Below are 19,057 nucleotides of genomic sequence, written 5' to 3'. Positions count from 1 at the left end.
CGCCCCGTGCCCATACACCCGACCACGAGACGGTCTACGCAGAAGGTGCACGACCATGATCCTCGGCCGCAGCAGGAAGCCGGCCCCGCGCCTCGCGGCCGAACTCGACGACACCGAACTGGGCAGGGTCTGTCGGCAGTTGGCCGGCCGGGGCACAGCACGGACCCTGGCGGCCGCGGTCATCGAACGGCTGCTCAAGGACACCGGCCAGGATTGGGACCGTCGCGCCCATCGACTGGCCGTCCTCGCCGCCGTGACCCGCCCGGCCACCCAGCGCTCCTGGCTGGACCAACAATCCGGACATCCCGACGCACAGACACTGTTCGCCTGGGGAATCATGGCGCGCGGCTCCCGCACCCCGCCGCCCAGCGCCGAGTTCGAGCAAGCCGTCGAGGCCTGCGCGACGGCCGCCCGCCTGGACCCCTATGACCCCAACCCGTGGGTGGCACGCCTCGGCCTTCTCCGTCAACGGCGCAGGTCGCGCACGGAGGTTTTCCCCATCTGGAGGGAGATCGTCGCACGAGACCCTTGGCACCGCGAGGCGCACCTGCAGATGTACGGCTACCTCTCACCCCGACAATGTGGCTCGCACGCCCAGGCCATGGACTTCGTGGACCGGGTAAGGGCCACAGCACCCAGCAACGCACCGACGGCAGGACTACCGCTGCTGTCCCTGATCGACCGCTACCACGCCGCGCTGTCCCAGGGCGGGGTCCAGGCACTCACCGCGGACCGCCTGTGGAGCGGACATGAAGCCGCCCGCATCCTGGACCGGGCCCAGGACAACTGGGCCGAGCCGGGTCGCTTGACCCATGCAGCGGCTCTCGCCGACCTCAACCTCTTGGCTTACGCGCTAAGCGTCGCCAGAGAGCAGTCGCGCGCTGCCCTCGTCTTCCGAAGCATCGCCGGCGTCGTCACCGCTTTCCCCTGGGGGTATAACGGCCAGGACCCGGTCCTCGCCTTCACCGCCGCTCAACGACGAGCCGAGGAAAGCCACTGACCAGTAGGCACGCCCGGTCCGGCTCCGCCCGTCCTGCCCCGCTGAACCCCCTCTCCGCCCCCGATCGGAGCATGGCTGGACCAAAAAACGGCGACAATCTCAGCGGAATGGAGAGTCAGATCCAGGGGTCTGGTCTCTGTGTGGCACAGTCCGTGAACTTCGAGCCTCACTGCGCCGCGAAGTGGTGCGGCCCGGGGAGACGTGTTCGACGATACCCCCGATCATCAGGGTGACGACATGGCCCGCCAGGGTCGAGCGCGGCGGACTGTTCGGCCACCACGATGAGCCGTGCATCGTGGCACAGACCTGCGCTATGGACACGATCCACTGCTGAGCCGCCGACAATTCACCCACGAGCCGTACCGGGTCGAACACCGGGTGCCCAAGTTGCTCGACCGGTCGCGTTGTTGACGCTCGGGCGGTCTTTCCGCGTACGACGAAAGACCAGGCCGACGGCGCGGTTGCCGCCCTCGCGGATCAGGTCCAGCGCGATGTCGTCACTGGCGCCGGTCAGGATGCCATACGCCTCGTACCGCGAGGTGAATCCCGTCGACCGGCCCTGCTCGGCCGCCTCCACAGTGCCCCAGGTGTCCCGAGGCGTGTCGCCCCCTGAAGCGGGTTGTGCCGATCTGACACAGAAGATGTGCCCCCCAACTGCCCAGCGAAGAGCAGGACTTACATGAGCGCCACTCAAGGGGCCTCGCGGACCCATGAACTCGTCGAGGTACCAAGATTTTCCGGTTCGGTGTTGGTGACGGCGAGCCGACCGAGGCTGTGCTGATGTCGGCGCCGAGGAATGGCAGTTCCGGTGGTGTACCGGATGTTGCGAGAGCGTCGGCCGCCGCGCGAGGCAGCGGGGCCTCTGTCACATGGCCCGACCGCCGCGCGGCTCCTGGACGGCCCCTGAAACGCTCGGCAGGTCGGTTTCGGCCAGGAACCATCAATCCCGGGCCGTCACGCATCAGCCGTCCCGCCTGAGGACATGTCCGCAGGACATGATCACGAAAGGCGACCGCCACCAGCAGCGAAGAATGCCGCTGGTCAGCCCCCGCCCCTGGCAGCCGACCACCACAACTCAGTGCCACTTCAGCGGCTCATCGGCCCGACTGCTCGCCGCGCCGCCCCCCATCCGCAAGGGGAACCATCACGCGACCTCACACCACCCTGACCAGCGGCAACACGCTCAACAGCCTGAAAGGGCGCGGATTCGACCCGGATTCGACCCGAGGGCCCCAGACTCCAAAACGAACAGTAGTTGACCGGCAGTGATGCTGATTCTTGCCGCTACACCGAGCATCCGCCGACAGAGGAGTATCACAATTGAAACCAAGTGAACATTATTGGCAATTGACGCCACGCAGTGAGTAGTCGCACTCGCCGTCGCCGCCCCCGGCTCCCCCGAGCGCGAACCGAACGGCCGCACCACGCGGCACTCCACTCTGGCGACCAGGGGTTGACAGAACAAGGCTCTGAACAGCCTCTTTACAGAAGTTCTTCCGCCTGGCAGAAGCCGTCTTGCCGAGCCGACGCAAGCCTCACGACCCTGATCCCAACCACGGCACGCGGGGCGAAGACGCCCCGCCGACAGGGACGGGAACCCCATGCCTCACATGACCGCCTTCGCCAGGAACCAGTGGTACGTCGCCGCCTACGCCCATGAGGTCGGGCGGGAACTGCTCGGGCGTACGATCCTCGGTGAGCCGCTCGTCTTCTATCGGACCGAGGAGGAGGGGACGCCGGTCGCGTTGCACGACCGGTGTGTGCACCGTCGGTATCCGCTGTCGAAGAGCGGGCTGGACGGGGACCGGATCGTGTGTGGGTACCACGGGTTCACGTACGACACGACCGGCACCTGTGTGTATGTGCCGGGGCAGAAGCGGATTCCGCGGACGGCGCGCGTCGCCTCGTACCCGGTGGTCGAGCAGGACTCGCTGATCTGGGTGTGGATAGGCGACCCGGCCCTCGCCGACCCGCAGACCATCCCGCGGGCCAAGCACCTGGACTCCCCCGGCTGGGTCACCGTGCGCGGCATGGAACCGATCGACGCCGACTACGGGCTGCTCGTCGACAACCTTCTCGACCTGTCCCACGAGACCTATCTGCACGGCGGGTACATCGGGACGCCCGAGGTCGCCGAGACGCCGATCACCACCGAGGTCGACGAGGGCGCGGGCATCGTGCGGGTGAGCCGGCACATGGACGACGCCGAGTGCCCGCCGTTCTACGCCAAGTCCACCGGCATCGAGGGGCGGATCACCCGCTGGCAGGACATCGAGTACCACGCGCCCTGCCTGTATCTGCTGCACAGCCGCATCGCGCCCGTCGGCGTGCTGCCGGAGGCCGACGGCAGCGACCCGAACGGCTTCCACACCGAGATCACCTACGCGATCACCCCGTCCTCGGACGGCAAGGTGTACGACTTCTGGATGGTCTCGCGCGACTGGGCGACCGACAACGACGAGGTCACCGAGTTCCTGCGCGGCAACAACCACACGGTCGTCATGCAGGACGTCGACGCCCTCAACCTCCTCCAGGAGACGCTCGGCACCGAGCGCACCGGCTACCAGGAGCTGAGCATCAACATCGACACCGGTGGCCTCGCCGCCCGCCGTATCCTCGCCCGGCTGGTCGAGGAGGGCGAGAAGCCCATGGAGAACGTCCAGTGAGCACTCCCCCTTCGTTCACCACGGGCGAGGTCTACCGCATCGACTGGCTGCCGGGCACGGACATCCTGCACGGCACCTGTCACTGTGGGCGGGAGAACACCGCACAGGACCCGATCGAGATGTGGGAGTGGATGCTCGCCCACCCCCAGGGACACGAGCCGCAAGGAAACAGCTCATGACCTCCACCGCGCCTTCGCCGTCGCCCTCGGGCGCGGCCTCGTCCGCGCCGTCGCCCTCGTCCCCGTACGAGGCCGAACTCCTCGTCGACAGCCGGGAGTCCGCCGCCGACGGCGTGCTCGCCCTCACCCTCCGCCATCCGCTGGGCGAGGAACTGCCCGCCTGGGAGCCCGGCGCGCACATCGATGTGCTGCTGGGGCCGGACCTGGAGCGGCAGTACTCGCTGTGCGGTGACCCGGCGGACCGGTACACCTGGCGGATCGGTGTGCTGCGGGAGCCCGACGGGCGGGGCGGATCGGCGTATGTGCACACGGAGTTGAGCCAGGGCGACAAGGTGCGGGTGCGCGGGCCGCGCAACAACTTCGCCCTGGAGCCGGCGCCCCGCTACCGGTTCGTGGCCGGCGGCATCGGCATCACCCCCATCCTGCCGATGCTGGCCGCGGCCGAGGCGGCGGGGGCCGAGTGGTCGCTGCTGTACGGCGGGCGCAGTCGTCGGTCCATGGCGTTCCAGCCGGAGTTGGCGGCGTACGGGGACAAGGTCACCGTCGCGCCGCAGGACGAGACCGGGCTGCTCGACCTGGGCCCGGTCCTCGACGATCTGCCCGAGGGCACCCTCGTCTACTGCTGCGGTCCCGGGCCACTGCTCGACGCGGTCGAGGAGCGGTGCCCGGGGCGGGCGCTGCGGGTGGAGCGGTTCCAGCCGAAGGAGCAGGAGACCGGCCCGGACAGTGAGTTCGAGGTCGTACTGGAGCGCACCGGCAAGACCCTCACCGTTCCCGTAGGGGTCTCCGTGCTCGACACCGTGCGGGCCGCCGGGGTCGAGGTGCTCTACTCCTGCGCGGAGGGCACCTGCGGGACCTGTGAGACGGACGTCATCGACGGCACCCCCGACCACCGGGACTCGGTGCTGAGCGACGCGGAGCGCGAGGCCGGGGAGACCATGCTCATCTGTGTGTCCCGGTGCCGGGGGCCCCGGCTCGTGCTCGACCTGTAGCGGCGCCGCCCGCCACGGTCCCCGGGCCGCCCGCCACGGCCCCCGTCGTACAGCCCGTGGTGGTTCCGGCCATGCCCAGGTCGGCCTCGATCCGGGCGACCGTGGCCAGCAGATGGGGCAGCAGGTCGCGGCGTACCGACTCCACGGAGTTGCGGCCGGCGTGCACGGGGATGTTCACGGCGGCCACCACCTCGCCGTCCCGGTCCCGTACCGGGGCGGCGACCGACCTGAGCCCCTTCTCCAGTTCCTGGTCGACGACGGCGTACCCCTGCCGCCGTACCCGGCGCAGCTCGGCCCGCAGCTGGTCGGCGGAGACGAGGGTGCGGTCGGTCAGCGGTCGGAGGTCGGCGCGGGCGAGGCGGGCGTCGATCTCCTCGTCCGGCAGATACGCGAGGATCACCCGGCCGACCGAGGTGACATGGGCCGGGAAGCGGGTGCCGACGGTGATCGTCGCGGTCATGATGCGGCTGGTGGGGACCCGGGCCACGTACACGATGTCGTCGCCGTCGAGGACGCACAGCGAGGACGACTCCCCGACCTGCGCGACCAGCCGCTCCAGATGCGGTTCGGCCAGGTCGGGCAGGGTGAGGCTGGACAGATACGCGTAGCCGAGTTCGAGTACGCGCGGGGTCAGCCGGAACAGCCGGCCGTCGGTGTGGACGTATCCGAGGTCGACGAGGGTGAGCAGGAAGCGGCGGGCGGCGGCGCGGGTCAGCTCGCAGGTGCGGGCGACCTCGCTCAGCGTCAGCGCGGGATGCTCGGCGTCGAACGCGCGGATGACCGCGAGACCGCGCTCGAAGGAGCGGACGAAGTGCGGTTCGCGGACCGGTCCGAACCGGGCTCCATCTGGCATCGTCGCCTCCACGAGGACGTACGAAGACGCACGGGACGAGGACGTACGAAGACGCACGGGCCACCACGCACGGGCACGCGGGGCGATGCGTTCTGTACGCGTGTTGGTGCGCTCTGTACATACGTCGGTGTGCTCTGCGCGCACGGCGGTGTGCTCTGCGCACGCTAGGAGCACACTTCCACAACTGTCAACGACCTTGCACAGCAAGGCCATTGACCCGAAACCCCGGGCGTTCTACCTTCCCGCTGAGCACTTCCGTGCGGTGTGCGCACAACCTCTCGAAGAGCGGTCCCAACAGGGGGATTCATGCGTCGTCTGCTCGTCGGCCTCGCGGCCGGCACCTTGTTCGTCACCGCCACGGCCTGCGGTTCGTCCGACTCCTCCGGGTCGGACGGCGGGGACAAGGCGTCCGGCGGCACCACCACGCTCAAGATCGGCGTCATCCCCATCATCGACGTCGCACCGATGTACCTGGGCGAGAAGAAGGGCTTCTACAGCAAGCGCGGTCTCGAGCTGGAGCCCACCCCCGCGCAGGGCGGCGCGGCGATCGTGCCGGGTGTGGTCTCCGGGCAGTTCGACTTCGGCTTCAGCAACATGACGTCCCTGCTGGTCGCCCAGTCCAAGAACGTGCCGGTCAAGGCGGTGGCGAACGGAGTGGCGTCCACCGGCAAGGCGGGCGCCGACTTCGCGGAGATCGCCGTGCGGAAGGGCAGCCCCCTGAAGTCCGCCAAGGACCTGGAGGGCAAGAAGGTCGCGGCCAACACACTGGGCAACATCTGCGACACCTCGGTCAACGAGTCGGTCCGCAAGGACGGCGGCGACCCGTCCGAGGTGAAGTACGTGGAGATGCCGTTCGACCAGATGCCGGCCGCGCTGGACAAGGGCGACGTGGACGCCGCCTGTGTGGTGGAGCCCGCGCTCGCCACCATCAAGTCCCAGGGCGGCACCGTCCTCGCGTCGAACTTCGTCGATGTGTCGCCGGACCTCACGGTGGCGATGTACTTCACCTCCCAGCAGTACGCCCAGAAGAACCCGGAGTTGGTGAAGAAGTTCCAGGAGGCGACGGCCGAGTCCCTGGCGTACGCCGACAAGCACCCGGACGAGGTCCGCGAGATCATCACCACGTACACGAAGATCCCGAACTCCCTTCTGGAGACGCTCACTCTGCCCCGCTGGCCCGCCGAGCCGAACCGCGCCTCCATCGAGCGGCTGGCCGAACTGGGCCGGCAGGACGGGCTGTTCGAGAAGGCGCCGGACCTGGACAAGCTGCTGCCGTGAAAGGGACGAACGCCGCTTTGGGCGCGGCCGGGTTCGCGGGGTTCCTCGCGCTGTGGGAGGCGGTCCCGCGGCTCGGCATCGTCCGGGACACCTACTTCCCGCCGGTCAGCCGTGTCGCCGGCGCCCTGGTCGACGAACTGTCCGACGACACGTTCTGGACCGCGCTGGGCGACACCCTCACCGGCTGGGCGGTGGGGCTCGTGATCGCGGTGCCCGCCGGAATCCTGGCGGGAGTCGTGATCGCGGTGGTGCCGTATCTGCGCGAGGCGACGGCCTCCACCATCGAGTTCCTGCGCCCGATCCCGTCGGTCGCCCTGATCCCCCTCGCGGTCCTCCTCTTCGGCACCGAACTGCAGTCGGTGCTCCTGCTGGTGGTCTACGCGTCGTTCTGGCAGATCCTGATCCAGACGCTGTACGGCGTCCAGGACGTCGACCCGGTCGCCGAGGAGACGGCCCGCTCCTACGGCCTCGGCCCCTGGGCACGGGTCCGGCACGTCCTGTGGCCCACCGCCCTGCCGTACGTCATGACCGGCGTCCGGCTGGCCGCCGCCGTGGCCCTCATCCTGGCCGTGACCGCCGAACTCGTCATCGGCGCCCCGGGGCTGGGCGCCCGTATCGCGGTCGCCCAGACCTCGCAGGCGGTGCCGGAGATGTACGCCCTGGTAGTGGTCACCGGGGCGCTGGGGCTGCTGATCAACGTGGGCGCGCGGACCGTGGAGCGGCGGGCGCTGGCCTGGCACCAGTCGGTGCGCGGGGAGGTGGTGGTGTGAGACACGCGCTCCTCCGGCTGCTGTTCGTCGTCGCGCTGCCCCTGGTCCTGGTCACCGTCTGGTGGCTGGCGTCGGACGACAGCACCGACGTCTACTGGCCGCCGCTGCGCACGATCCTCACCACCTTCCCGGACGTCTGGACCGGTGAGCGGCTGCGCGCCGACGTACTGCCCAGTGTGCTGCGGCTGCTGGCCGGCTACACCTCGGCGGCCGTCGTCGGTGTCGCGCTCGGCACCGTCATCGGCTCCTACCGCCGGGTGCGGGCGGTGTGCGAGCCGGTGCTGGAGTTCCTGCGGGCGGTGCCGCCGCCCGTGCTCGTCCCGGTCATCATGCTGTTCGCGGGCATCGGCGACACGATGAAGATCGCCGTGATCGCCAGCGGCTGTGTCTGGCCCATCCTGCTCAACACGGTGGAGGGCGTACGGGCGGTGGACTCGGTCATGTCCGAGACGGCCCGCTCCTACGGCATCACGGGCGTGGCCCGGCTGCGGAACGTCGTCCTGCGCTCGGCGAGCCCGCAGATCTTCGCGGGGCTGCGCCAGGCGCTGTCCATCGGCATCATCCTCATGGTCATCAGCGAGATGTTCGCGGCCAGCAACGGCCTGGGCTTCACCATCGTCCAGTTCCAGCGCGGCTTCGCGATCCCCGACATGTGGACCGGGATCCTCGTCCTCGGTCTGCTCGGGTTCGTCCTCTCCGTCGTCTTCCGGCTGGTCGAGCGGCGCGTGCTCGGCTGGTACCACGGTCTGCGCGCGTCCTCCCGGCGGTCGTGATGAAACTTCAGAAGGGGCAGCAGACGATGCTCGACGTACGGGGCCTCAAGAAGGTCTACGACGGTTCCGGTCGCCGGGTCGAGGCGGTGCGGGATCTCACCTTCACCGTCGACGCGGGTGAACTCGTCTGTCTGGTGGGCCCGTCGGGCTGCGGCAAGCCCACGCTGCTGAAGTGTGTGGCGGGCCTGCTGAACCCCACCGCGGGTGAGGTCCTGCTGGAGGGGCGGCCGGTGAGCGGGCCGCCGCCGGGGATGGCGGTGGTCTTCCAGGAGTACGGCCGCAGCCTGTTCCCCTGGATGCGGGTCCGGGACAACGTCGAACTGCCGCTCAGGCAGAAGAAGCTGAGCAGGTCACGGCGGGGCGAGCTGGTCGCCGACGCGCTGGAGTCCGTGGGGCTCTCCGACGCGGCGGGCGCGTACCCCTGGCAGCTGTCCGGCGGTATGCAGCAGCGGGTCGCCATCGCCCGGGCGCTCGCCTACGAGCCGGACGTGCTGCTGATGGACGAGCCGTTCGCGGCGGTCGACGCCCAGACCCGCGCCGATCTGGAGGACCTCGTCCGCGGACTGTGGCGGGAGCGGGGCATCACGATCCTCTTCGTCACGCATGACATCGACGAGGCCGTCTACCTCGGCGAGCGGGTCCTGATCCTCTCCGCCTCCCCCACCGTCGTACAGGAGCAGCTCAGGATCGACCTCCCGGCCGACCGCGACCAGCTCCACACCCGCGTGGCCCCCCGCTTCGCCGAGTTGCGCACCCATGTGTACGAGCAGATCCAGGCGGCCAAGCGGGGTGTACCGGTGGACAGGCCGGGCGCGCCGACGGGCGTGTCGGGGGTGCCGGTGGACAAGCGGGATCGTTGAGCCCGGGCCGCGGGCGTCGGCCTCCGGCGCCGTCGGCGACCTGAACGCCGACGGTGCCGGAGGGCGCGCGGCCTCACGGGCGGGAGGGTGACCTCACGGCCGGGACGAGGGCACCACGCTCAAATGGTTCGCGGTGGTGCGGCGCGGGCGGCGGGGCCTGCGCGGGGTGCCGGTCGCGCGGCCCGTCTCGCGCAGGACGAGGGTCATCCGGGTGTAGCCCAGGTCGCGCAGGGTGTCGGGGGTCTCGTCGACGATGCGGCAGTCGGTGGCGCCCCAGCGCGGGTCGGGGTGGATGAGCGGGCGTACGGCCCCGTCGCGCCGGACGGCGGCGGGGCCGACCGCGCGGAGCCAGTGGGGCAGACCGTGCCGGAAGGCGGCGTCCATGATGGGGTCCTGGGCGATGTCCCGTCGGATGGACTGCAGTCCTCGGTCCTGGCCGTGCCGCTCCACGGCGGCGGAGAAGTGGGCGAGCATCGGCAGGCACCAGCTGGACTCGTGTTCGCCGAGGACCGTGGCGGCGTCGGGGTGGAAGAGGACGAAGCGCAGGAAGTTGTCGCCGGGCATGGCCGTCGGGTGCGGGCCCACGCCGCCGAACAGGGTGCGGAACGCGGAGTTGGACAGGACGACGTCCCAGCAGTGGTCGAGGACGACGGACGGAAAGGGAACGGACTCCAGCAGCGCGGCGTAGTCCTGGAGGTACGCCTGTGCTTCCTGGGTTTCGAGACTGTTGGGGACGGGCTGCGGTACCGACCGCCGCCCTCCTGCCTGAGATGCCATCGGGAGGTCACCCCTCTTGCCTATGCGGCCTTCACGCGGCGCCTTGATCCTCCTGCCGTCGGCGGAGTCGTGTCAACTATCGTGGCATTTGGCGCCGGTTGACGGCTGAATCTCGCCACAGTTGTGGCGAGACCTGGCTGTGAGTTCGACCGAGCCGTTAGTCTCCCCGCAGTTCACGGTGTACTTGCCGGGACCAGGGTCTCGCGCCAGGCTTGGATCCACGGATTCCGCAGTACCGCGAAATTGGCCTGAGAGAGACGTAGGAGATCTGTCGGTGACGGATGGCTTCGAGGTTCCGGACGCCACGGCGACGGTTCTGCTGCCGACCGTCGTGGCCCGAGTCACCGCGCTCGCCGACAAGTTGGGCGTGGCGCACGCGGAGGTCTTCGACACCCGACGGCTCTCGGTCGCGTCCGGTGTGCCGGAGGCGGTGGTCAAGGCCCTGCTGAGCGGGCAGCGCGCCGGGGAACCGGATATCCAGGCCCGCTTTCTGCAACGCCTGGACCTGCTGCGACGCACCCGACTCAAGCCCAACGGCCGCAAATACACCCAGCAGGAGATCGCCGACGGGGCGGGGATGTCGCGCCAGCAGGCGGGCGCCCTCATCAACGGCGACCGGCGCCCCACGATGGAGCACTGCGACGCCATCCAGCGCTTCTTCAGAGTGCACGCGGGCTTCCTCACCGCCGAGGACCCCGAGGCACTGGCGAGCGCCCTGATGCGTAGCGAGCAGGAGCTCCTCCAGCAGCTCGCCGACCGGGAGCGGGCAGCCGCCGAGGCCGCCGACGACCCGCTGCAGCGGCTGCTGCAGAACCACGGTGTGCGCTCCATCGCCTGGCGGGCAGCCCAGTTGCCCACCGACCAGCACCGCGACAAGGTGGCGGAGTGGTTGGACATGCTGCTGGAGAGCGTCAAGCGGCCCGAGTCCTGACCGGGGGAGAACTGTGGGCATCGGAAAGGAAATGCGCCGTCTGTGCGGCGAGCTGGTCGGCGAGCTGACGCTCCCGGCACCGGCGGACCCCGCCGACCTCTACAGCGCCCTGTGCGACGCGATGAGCAGACGCCGCGGTCGCCCCGTCCACTACCGTACGGCCGCCTTCCCACCCGGTACGGCCAGTGGGCTGTGGCTGGACATGGCCGAGCAGGACCTGGTCGTCATCGAGGAACGCACCGCCCCCGACCATCAGTTGGTGATCCTCGGCCACGAGCTGTGGCACATGCAGGCCGGGCACTGCGGTCAGCATGTGCGGGGCGCCGAGGGCACGGAGGGTGCCGCCGTCGCCGCGCGCTTACTGAACCCGGACGCCGACCTCGGGGCCACGGTCCTGAAGGTCGCCGCCCGGACCCGGTTCGACCTGGCCGACGAGCAGGACGCGGAGAGCTTCGGGCTGCTGCTGGCCAGCAAGTGCCGCACCTGGCTGGCCGGTTCGGCGCTGCGCGGACCCGTGCGACGCGATCATCTGGCGGGCCGGATCGGGGCCTCGCTGGGTTACCGCGGGCCGCAGGGCTGAGCCGCCGGGAATGGACGGGACCAACTACTACGTACCGGCCGCCGCGATGGCGGTCGCGCTCGCCCTCAAGACCCCGGCGCTGCTGCGCGACTGGCGCGACCCGCTGCTCAGGTCGGTGTGCGCGCTGATGACGCTGGCCTCGCTGGCCTTCGGCTTCGCCGCGCCGCCGACGATCGCCGGGGTCAACCGGGTCACCGGCGTCACGAACGCCTCGGCGGCCCTGGTCTACGTCCTGTTGAGCGCGCTGAGCGGCTCCTGTCTGGTGCTGATCACCAACTGGCGCGGCGGTCCGCCCGAGGTGACCCGGCGGCTCTCGCGCCGGTGGATCGCCGGGTACGGGGTGGTCTGCGCGGCGATCGTGGTGCTGTTCGCGCTCGGCGACGCGCCGGTGGAGCGGATACGGGACTTCGACACGTACTACGCCAACACCCCGTTCCTGCGCGAGATGATCGTGCTGTACCTCATCGGGTTCACCGTCGCGTGTGTCGCGATGTACGTCATGTGCTGGCGCTGGGCGCTCCAGGTGCGGGGCTGGCTGCGCGCCGGACTGCTGATCATCGCGTTCGGCTATCTGGTCAACCTGCCCTTCGCCGGGGTCAAGCTGGTCGCGGTGGCGGCCCGCTGGCAGGGCGCGGACCTGGACTATCTGAGCACGTACGTCGCCCCCGTGCTGGCCTCCCTCGGCGCCCAGGTCAGCGCGGTCGGCTTCTGTCTGCCGCTGGCCGGGCAGCGCATCGGGGACTCCTGGACGACCTGGTCCATGTACCGCCGGCTCGGCCCGCTGTGGCGGGAGCTGAGGCCGGTGTGGGCGCAGGCGAGCCATGACGTACGGATCTCCTGGTGGGCGCCCGCCCAGCTGCAGATGACGCAGCGGGAGTCCGACATCCACGACGGCATGCTCAGCCTGTACCCGTACTTCGACTCCGAGGTGCGCGCCAAGGCCTACGACGCGGCCGTCGCGGCGGGCTCCGAACCCGTCCAGGCACGGGCCGAGGCGGACGCGGCGATGGTGACGGCGGCGGTACGGGCCAGGGCGGACGACCCCGACGGCCGGGTCCTCAACTCGGCGGTGGCCGACGCCGCCCCCGCCCCGCCGGCCGAGAACCCCCGTGATCTCGTACGGATGTCCATCGCCCTGCGTCAGTCCCCCGTCGTAGCGGCCGCCCGCGAATGGGCCTCCGCGACCAGGTCAGAGAGCGACTTCCATGAGCGAACCCGTTAGCGGCAACCCCGGCACCGCGGTGACCACCCCCCGGCGTGCCGTCGTCCTCGGCGCGGGCCTGGCCGGCCTGCTGGCCGCCGCCGCGCTGCGCGACCACGCCGAGGTCACCGTCGTCGAGCGCGACGCGCTGCCCGAGGGGCCGGAGCCCCGCAAGGGCGTCCCACAGGCCCGCCACGCCCATCTGCTGTGGTCCGGCGGGGCCCGGGCGATGGAGGAGCTGCTGCCCGGCGTCACGGAGGCCTGGCTGGCGGCCGGGGCCCGGCGGATCCCGCTGCCGACCGGGCTCGTCTCGCTCTCCGCCCAGGGCTGGTGCCGGCGCTGGCCGGAGATGCAGTTCATGATCGCGTGCAGCCGGGATCTGCTGGAGTCGGTCGTCCGCGCCCGACTGCTCGTCGGCCCCCGGGTCACGGTCCTGGAGCGCACCGAGGTCCTGGGCCTGGAGGGCGACGCCTCCCGGGTGACGGGGGTGCGGGTCCGCCCGGCCGACGGCGAGGAGCGGGTGCTGGCCGCCGATCTGGTGGTGGACGCCGCGGGCCGGGGTTCGCGGGGCACCGCCTGGCTGGACGCGCTGGGGGTGCCGCCGGCGCCGATGGAGGAGGTCGACTCCGGGCTCGTCTACGCCAGCCGCGTCTTCCGGGCGCCGGCGGGCACCGAGGAGTACCCGGTGGTCAATGTGCAGCCGAACGCGGCGAAGCCGGTGCCGGGGCAGAGCGCCACCCTCGTGCCCATCGAGGGCGGACGCTGGCTGGTGACGCTGTCGGGCACCCGTGGCGGGCAACCGACCGCCGACGCCGAGGAGTTCGAGAAGTTCGCGCGCTCGCTCCGGCACCCCGTCGTGGGCGAGCTGATCTCCCGCGCGGAACCGCTGACGGATGTCGTGGTCACTCGCAGCACGATCAACCGGCGGCGCTTCTTCGAGAAGGTGTCCGACTGGCCCGAGGGGTTCGTCGCGATCGGCGACGCGGTCGCCACGTACAACCCGATCTACGGCCACGGCATGTCGGTCGCCGCGCAGGGTGCCCTGCTGTTGCGCGAGCGGGTCGCGGCGCACGGCATCACGGCACCGGGGCTGGCGCGCCGGATCCAGCGGGCCGTCGCGGGACCGGTGGGTCTCGCCTGGGGGCTGGCCACCGGCGTGGACATCCGCTACCCCGAGGCGATCGGCAAGCAGCCGAACGTCGTGCAGAGGCTCTTCGGCCGCTATGTGGAGCGCCTGATACGCACCGCGCTCGGGCGCCCCCTGGTCTTCCGGGCGTACCTCGGCGTCGTCACCCTCGCCGAGCCGGTGAGCGCCCTCGTCAGGCCGGAGGTCGTCCTGGCGGTGCTGCGGGGCCCGGTCAAACCACCGTTGACGGAGCCGCCGCTGACGGACCAGGAGCGGGAGACGGTGCTGGGCGCGCCCAAGTAGCCGCGTACAACGGGATTGTCAGTGGCGGACGGCAAGCTGATGGTGTGCCACTTCTGTGGCGCGCGCAGTTTCGCCGAACCGAACCGGGGAGAGCCGTTCAATGCCGACCGCCGTACTGACCGACCGCGAGCGCACCGCCGTCCAGGCCTATCTGCGGCTGCTGGGGACCGTACGAGCCGCGTTCGACGGGCCGCCGGAGAGCGGCCGACCACCCGTGGTGCCGACCGCCGCCCTCGCCGAGGCGGAGCAGGCGCTGGCCGCGGCCGGGCTGGCGGGGAACGAGGAGGAGTTCTTCCGGCTGCTGAGGAGTTGGTGCCCGGACTTCTGAGCGACGCCGTGAATCGGCGGTCCGCCTGGTCGTGCCGGCGGACCGCAGTCAAGGGCCTTCAGGGAGCCTCGGGCGTCGGCCCGCGCGGTCAGTGACCTCGGGTGAGATACAACCCGGCCGACTGGTCGACGAGTTGTCGCAGGGCCGGCAAGTAGATCTCGTCGCCGCCCAGTTCGTCGAGGATGCGATGGGCTTCGTCACGGAAGGCGTCGAGGTCCTTCTCGTAGCGTCTCAGGACGGCCGGGGCGAGGAGCAGTGCGCCGAGTTCCGTTCGGGCCTCGGCGGAGCCGCGGGCGGCGGCGACGAGTTCCACGAAGCGCGCTCTGGACCCGGGCGCGGATTCCTCCAGGGCACAGGCGAGGAGATAGGTCACCGTGCCGTTCAGCAGATCCTCGTTGCGGCCCGAGAGAATGTCCTCCTGGTCATTGAAGAGCTGCCAGAGAATGCCGAAGGTCTCACCGAGCTCCCGCCACAGTTCGGTCCGTTCGTGACCGGCTCCGGACAGGATCGCCGCCATCGCCGTGATCATTCCGAAAGGGGCGCCGGATTTCCCCCGATAAGCCATGAGGACGGCGTCCCGTGAGGCCTGCCGCGGATCGCTGCGCAAATCCCTCAGCTGGCCTTCCACGGCGGCGACCCAGCAGTTGACGATCTCGCCGGTCAGGGCGGATCGGACCGTGTCCGGGAGCGGCTGGGCCCGCACGATCCGGATGGGCAGGGCCTGTCCGCTGAGGACGGCCGCCAGCAGCGCCTCGTCCGGGTCGAGCCCCTCGGGAACGCGCGTGCCGTGACCGTCGGCCAGGTCGTCGAGATAGCAGGCGGACGTCCACCACAGGACATGCACGGCCGCCAGCGGAATCGCCGGCCCGGGTGTGCCCGTCTCGGCGCCGTGCACGAGAAGGGGGAGTACGGACAGGGGGTATTTCATCTGCTGATGGCCCAGCAGTCCGGATATCGAATCCCGCACCGCTCCGGATGCCGGACCGAGTTTCTCCAGTGCGGCCTGTATTTCCGCGTCGATGTCCGCCGAGACCTGTCTGTGCAGGTCCAAGTAGGACAAGGAATTCATCTGGCATCCTCGTCATTCGATGGGGAGTCATTCCGTGGGGAAGGGAACCGATACCGCCGTCACCACGAGCCCCCGGCGGACGATCCAGCGTCCGTCGAAGGCCGTGAGGGGGCGGCCCTTCACCACCGGTCCGGGAACGAGGAGTTCGGCACGCAGAGCACCCCGCTGACCGCCGGGTTCGGCGGTCACCTCGATGTCGGCCTCCGAGAAGTCCAGCCACCGGCCGGTGAGCGGGAACCACGCCTTGTAGACCGATTCCTTGGCGCTGAACAACAGCCGGTCCCAGTGGACCGTCGGATGGTCGGCGGTCAGCCGGCGCAGCCGGGCTTCCTCCGCGGGCAGGGCGATGGCTTCGAGGACCCCTTCGGGCAGGACGTTGTGCGGTTCGGCGTCGATACCGAGGGAGGCGAGGTCGCCGGAGCGGACCAGCGCGGCGGCGGCATACCCCTCGCAGTGGGTCATGCTGCCGGTCAGCCCCTCCGGCCAGCCGGGGGCGCCGCGCTCGCCGGGCAGGATCGGCCGCGCCGCGACCCCGAGCTTCTCCATCGCCCGCCGGGCACAACCGCGTACGACGGTGAACTCACGGCGCCGCTTCAGCACCGCGCGCGCCACGACCGTCTCCTCCTCGGGGAACAGCTCGATCCCCTCGGCTGCCACGGCCATGTCCTCAGCGTGCGCCTCCACGGCCACGACCGACTCCGGGAGAAGCTCCTCGATCACCGGCTCCGACCTCCATCGGCAGAATGCGGCGCAGCCTTCCCGGCGGTTCCGGGCGCGGACGCCACTCGCGGGGGTAACCCACGGACACCTCTTCGAATCGGACCCCGTCCAGCCAGGTGGTCCGCGGGATGTGCAAATGGCCGTAGACCATGACCTCGACACGGAAACGCCGGTGCCAGTCGGCGGTCAGTTCCGTGCCGCACCACATGGCGAACTCGGGGTAGCGCAGGACGTCCGTCGGGTGCCGGTCGAGGGGGTAGTGGTTGACCAGCACCGTGGGCAGATCGGCCGGGAGTTCGGCGAGCCTGCGTTCGGTCTCGGCGACCCGGGCACGGCACCAGGCGTCGCGGCTCGGGTACGGGTCGGGGTACAGCACGTGCTCGTCGGTGCACACCACGCCCGTGCCGTACGCGTACTCCAGCCCCTGTTCCTTCCTGGTGCAGCCCTTGGGCAGGAACGAGTAGTCGTACAACAGGAACAGCGGCGCCACGACCACCGGGCCGCCCGGACCCTCCCACACGGGGTAGGGGTCCTCCGGGGTGACGACGCCCAGTTCGCGGCAGACCTCGACGAGGTACTCGTAGCGGGGGACGCCGCGCAGCGGCACCGTCTCCCTCGGATGGGTCCACAGCTCGTGGTTGCCCGGCACCCAGACGACCTTGGCGAAGCGGCCGGCGAGGGTTTCCAGCGCCCAGCGGATGTCGGCCACCGTCTCCGCGACGTCACCGGCGACGAGCAGCCAGTCGGCGTCCGTCTCGGGGCGCATCCTCTCGACCAGGGCGCGGTTCTCGGGATATCCGATGTGCAGATCACTGATGGCCAGCAGATTCCCGTGACGGCCGACCGTCGACTCCACCCGCGCTCCCCTCCACAACACTCAATGCACACACGAGAACACACGTGCGCACCAGCGGACAAGAGTGACCTGCCGAGGGCTTCACCACGCCCGGTGCGCCCCCTGACCATGCACCCCGTACGCCCCACCACGAAAGGATTAACCTCCACGTGACAGAAACATGGGCCCCGGTGGCCTTATGATCCCTCCAACACCACCGCCACGCCCTCCCCTTTCGCGTACGGCGGTTCGGCGTACCTCCATCTCCCCTGGCCGGGCACGGCCTGCTCCGCCCTGCCCGCGAACCGTAGAAAGGCGGCCTGCATGGTCTCTCGCGTACGCGTCTGGCTCAACCGCACGTACGCGGAGAATGTCTTCTTCATGGATCAGCTGCGGAGTAATCCACAGGCTCGACCAGTGGACATCCATGCCACGCACGGTGACGCCGACTCCCCCGTACTGGCCGCCGCCGACACGGCCGATCTGGAGCCCGAGGGGCTCTCCCCCGCCGCGTACGTGGAGTACGCGCTCGACCAGTGCGTCAAGCGGGGCATCGATGTGTTCGTGCCCCGGCTGCACCAGGCCGCCATCGCCGCGCACCGTGAGGAGTTCGCGGCCGTCGGTACGGTGCTGCTGGCGCCGCCCGCCGAGGCCATTGAGGTCTTCGAGGACAAGGTCACCGCGTACGAGGCCGTGCAGGCGCACGGGGTGCCGGTGCCGCCGTGGTTCCGGGTGACCGGCGCCGATGAGCTGATCGCGGCCGTCGAGAAGCTGGAGGGCGCCGGGCACAAGGCGTGCTTCAAGCCGGCGGCCGGGGCGGGCGGTGTGGGCTTCCGCGTCGTGACACGCGCCCCCTTCTCACTCGTTCACCTCAACGGGTTTCCGAGCCCTTATGTGTCGCTCGACATGGTCGTCGGGGCACTGCGGGCCGCCGACGAGCCGGTCGACTGGCTGGTGATGCCGCGCCTCGAACAGCCGGAGGTGTCCGTCGACTGCCTCACCGGTCCCGACGGGCGTGTCCGGATGGCGGTCGGCCGCACCAAGAACGGCCGTCGACGCGGTTTCACCCTCCACCCCGCGTGGATCGAACCCGCCCTGCGTATCGCCGAGTCCTTCGGCCTGCATTATCTGACGAACATTCAGTTCCGCATGTACGGCGACGTTCCGGTCCTCATGGACGTCAACACCCGCCCGGCGGGGGGACTGCATCAGCTGGCCCTCTGCGGGATCAACGCCCCGTGGGCCGCCGTGCAGCTGGCGCTGGGCGAGGAGACCGGTGACTTGACGCCGGCTCGGCTCGGGCCGGACTACACGGTGGTGTCGGGGCCGCGCGTGGTACGGCCGGTTATGTTGCCTCATCAGGAGATGGACGTTCCCGGGGTCGTCGGGGTGCCGGGAGGCGTGGGCGTGCCGGTGGTGCTGGATGTCCCCCTGAGCGCGGTGGAACCCGTGGAGGCGCGATCCCTCGCGGTGACGCCCCCGGACGCTCCCACGCGCGCGTCGGCTCCCGCTGTCTGCAAGCCGGCCGCCGATCGGCCGCTGGCCGTCTGAGCGGGAGCCGCCCAGGCCGGGCCCCGTCCGGGTTGGCCTCGGCGCCGGGGCGCTGGAGACCCGTCCTCGTTCGAGGACCCTCGCGGCGGGCCGGCGCGCGGGCCTGGAGGCCGCTCCCCGGTTCGGCCGGTCGCGCTCCTCGACACGGCCCTCGGTCACGCCCCGCTCTCCCGGAAGTGCCTTCGGCCGCCCGGCGCTCCCGGGACCGTGTCGGTGCCATGCGGCTAGTGCGGGTCTGTGGGGCGCCGCCCTCGGCCGCGCGGGG

General features: G+C 70.5%; 19 protein-coding genes and 1 pseudogene. 14 read left to right on the top strand and 6 right to left on the bottom strand.

The window, feature by feature from the left end; translation table 11 throughout:
* Positions 1 to 55: 55 nt before the first annotated feature.
* The gene (locus tag STRIP9103_RS18310; protein WP_009314264.1) at positions 56 to 1,000 is read left to right on the top strand and encodes a tetratricopeptide repeat protein; all 945 of its coding nucleotides are present in this window, start codon (positions 56 to 58) and stop codon (positions 998 to 1,000) included.
* Positions 1,001 to 1,247: 247 nt separating this feature from the next.
* Here the strand turns inward: STRIP9103_RS18310 and STRIP9103_RS51560 are convergent.
* Positions 1,248 to 1,456: pseudogene (locus tag STRIP9103_RS51560) on the bottom strand (sugar ABC transporter ATP-binding protein); the annotation flags it as partial.
* A 1,145-nt stretch (positions 1,457 to 2,601) separates the two neighbouring features.
* Here STRIP9103_RS51560 and STRIP9103_RS18305 point away from each other — a divergent pair.
* The 3 genes from STRIP9103_RS18305 to STRIP9103_RS18295 are packed head-to-tail and all read left to right on the top strand — an operon-like array spanning position 2,602 to position 4,837.
* Complete coding sequence (locus STRIP9103_RS18305; RefSeq protein WP_009314282.1) at positions 2,602 to 3,666, top strand: aromatic ring-hydroxylating dioxygenase subunit alpha; 1,065 nt, start codon at positions 2,602 to 2,604, stop codon at positions 3,664 to 3,666.
* The gene (locus tag STRIP9103_RS18300; protein WP_009314280.1) at positions 3,663 to 3,845 is read left to right on the top strand and encodes a hypothetical protein; all 183 of its coding nucleotides are present in this window, start codon (positions 3,663 to 3,665) and stop codon (positions 3,843 to 3,845) included. The genes STRIP9103_RS18305 and STRIP9103_RS18300 overlap by 4 nt, the downstream gene beginning before the upstream one ends.
* Complete coding sequence (locus tag STRIP9103_RS18295; RefSeq protein ID WP_009314279.1) at positions 3,842 to 4,837, top strand: PDR/VanB family oxidoreductase; 996 nt, start codon at positions 3,842 to 3,844, stop codon at positions 4,835 to 4,837. The genes STRIP9103_RS18300 and STRIP9103_RS18295 overlap by 4 nt, the downstream gene beginning before the upstream one ends.
* On the opposite strand, the gene STRIP9103_RS18290 is transcribed toward STRIP9103_RS18295, so the two are convergent.
* Positions 4,788 to 5,690, bottom strand: a complete 903-nt coding sequence (locus tag STRIP9103_RS18290; protein ID WP_100243935.1) for an IclR family transcriptional regulator domain-containing protein — start codon at positions 5,688 to 5,690, stop codon at positions 4,788 to 4,790. The two genes, STRIP9103_RS18295 and STRIP9103_RS18290, sit on opposite strands and share 50 nt — an antisense overlap.
* A gap of 306 nt (positions 5,691 to 5,996) precedes the next feature.
* On the opposite strand from STRIP9103_RS18290, the gene STRIP9103_RS18285 reads away from it, so the two are divergent.
* From STRIP9103_RS18285 to STRIP9103_RS18270, 4 genes are read left to right on the top strand one after another with little or no spacing between them, the layout of a single operon-like run.
* Positions 5,997 to 6,968 (top strand): ABC transporter substrate-binding protein, encoded by a 972-nt coding sequence (locus STRIP9103_RS18285; RefSeq protein WP_009314270.1) that lies wholly within the window; start codon positions 5,997 to 5,999, stop codon positions 6,966 to 6,968.
* Positions 6,965 to 7,738 carry an ABC transporter permease gene (locus STRIP9103_RS18280; RefSeq protein WP_048820507.1) on the top strand — a complete coding sequence of 258 codons (774 nt, stop codon included), beginning with the start codon at positions 6,965 to 6,967 and terminating at the stop codon, positions 7,736 to 7,738. The genes STRIP9103_RS18285 and STRIP9103_RS18280 overlap by 4 nt, the downstream gene beginning before the upstream one ends.
* Positions 7,735 to 8,511 (top strand): ABC transporter permease, encoded by a 777-nt coding sequence (locus STRIP9103_RS18275; RefSeq protein ID WP_009314263.1) that lies wholly within the window; start codon positions 7,735 to 7,737, stop codon positions 8,509 to 8,511. Before STRIP9103_RS18280 ends, STRIP9103_RS18275 begins: the two co-directional genes overlap by 4 nt.
* A gap of 26 nt (positions 8,512 to 8,537) precedes the next feature.
* The gene (locus STRIP9103_RS18270; protein WP_009314268.1) at positions 8,538 to 9,371 is read left to right on the top strand and encodes an ABC transporter ATP-binding protein; all 834 of its coding nucleotides are present in this window, start codon (positions 8,538 to 8,540) and stop codon (positions 9,369 to 9,371) included.
* Positions 9,372 to 9,464: 93 nt separating this feature from the next.
* Here STRIP9103_RS18270 and STRIP9103_RS18265 read toward each other — a convergent pair whose 3' ends face one another.
* On the bottom strand, positions 9,465 to 10,148 hold the full coding sequence (locus STRIP9103_RS18265) for an MmyB family transcriptional regulator (RefSeq protein WP_009314252.1): 684 nt from the start codon (positions 10,146 to 10,148) through the stop codon (positions 9,465 to 9,467).
* Positions 10,149 to 10,422: 274 nt separating this feature from the next.
* Between STRIP9103_RS18265 and STRIP9103_RS18260 the strand changes: the two genes are divergently transcribed.
* The 5 genes from STRIP9103_RS18260 to STRIP9103_RS18240 all read left to right on the top strand — a co-directional run bounded on the left by STRIP9103_RS18260 (position 10,423) and on the right by STRIP9103_RS18240 (position 14,617).
* Positions 10,423 to 11,079, top strand: coding sequence for a helix-turn-helix domain-containing protein (locus STRIP9103_RS18260; RefSeq protein ID WP_009314277.1), 657 nt, complete (start codon positions 10,423 to 10,425; stop codon positions 11,077 to 11,079).
* Between the two features lie 31 nt (positions 11,080 to 11,110).
* Positions 11,111 to 11,659, top strand: a complete 549-nt coding sequence (locus tag STRIP9103_RS18255; RefSeq protein ID WP_048820505.1) for a hypothetical protein — start codon at positions 11,111 to 11,113, stop codon at positions 11,657 to 11,659.
* A 10-nt stretch (positions 11,660 to 11,669) separates the two neighbouring features.
* Entirely contained in the window at positions 11,670 to 12,881 is a 1,212-nt protein-coding gene (locus tag STRIP9103_RS18250; RefSeq protein ID WP_009314281.1) for an MAB_1171c family putative transporter, read from the top strand.
* Complete coding sequence (locus tag STRIP9103_RS18245) at positions 12,865 to 14,289, top strand: FAD-dependent monooxygenase (protein WP_048820504.1); 1,425 nt, start codon at positions 12,865 to 12,867, stop codon at positions 14,287 to 14,289. The genes STRIP9103_RS18250 and STRIP9103_RS18245 overlap by 17 nt, the downstream gene beginning before the upstream one ends.
* Positions 14,290 to 14,389: 100 nt before the next feature.
* Entirely contained in the window at positions 14,390 to 14,617 is a 228-nt protein-coding gene (locus STRIP9103_RS18240; protein WP_009314285.1) for a hypothetical protein, read from the top strand.
* A gap of 88 nt (positions 14,618 to 14,705) precedes the next feature.
* Here STRIP9103_RS18240 and STRIP9103_RS18235 read toward each other — a convergent pair whose 3' ends face one another.
* From STRIP9103_RS18235 to STRIP9103_RS18225, 3 genes are read right to left on the bottom strand one after another with little or no spacing between them, the layout of a single operon-like run.
* Positions 14,706 to 15,686, bottom strand: coding sequence for a polyprenyl synthetase family protein (locus tag STRIP9103_RS18235; protein ID WP_048820503.1), 981 nt, complete (start codon positions 15,684 to 15,686; stop codon positions 14,706 to 14,708).
* A gap of 27 nt (positions 15,687 to 15,713) precedes the next feature.
* On the bottom strand, positions 15,714 to 16,406 hold the full coding sequence (locus tag STRIP9103_RS18230) for a 4'-phosphopantetheinyl transferase superfamily protein (RefSeq protein ID WP_048820502.1): 693 nt from the start codon (positions 16,404 to 16,406) through the stop codon (positions 15,714 to 15,716).
* The gene (locus tag STRIP9103_RS18225; RefSeq protein ID WP_009314273.1) at positions 16,354 to 17,262 is read right to left on the bottom strand and encodes a metallophosphoesterase family protein; all 909 of its coding nucleotides are present in this window, start codon (positions 17,260 to 17,262) and stop codon (positions 16,354 to 16,356) included. The genes STRIP9103_RS18230 and STRIP9103_RS18225 overlap by 53 nt, the downstream gene beginning before the upstream one ends.
* Positions 17,263 to 17,565: 303 nt before the next feature.
* Between STRIP9103_RS18225 and STRIP9103_RS18220 the strand changes: the two genes are divergently transcribed.
* Positions 17,566 to 18,792, top strand: a complete 1,227-nt coding sequence (locus tag STRIP9103_RS18220; protein ID WP_009314269.1) for an ATP-grasp domain-containing protein — start codon at positions 17,566 to 17,568, stop codon at positions 18,790 to 18,792.
* The last annotated feature ends 265 nt before the right edge of the window (positions 18,793 to 19,057 follow it).

The organism is Streptomyces ipomoeae 91-03 (assembly GCF_000317595.1).
Lineage (GTDB): Bacteria > Actinomycetota > Actinomycetes > Streptomycetales > Streptomycetaceae > Streptomyces > Streptomyces ipomoeae.
The sequence above is the reverse complement of the archived record's forward strand: the minus strand, read 5'-3'. Positions and strand labels throughout refer to the sequence as shown.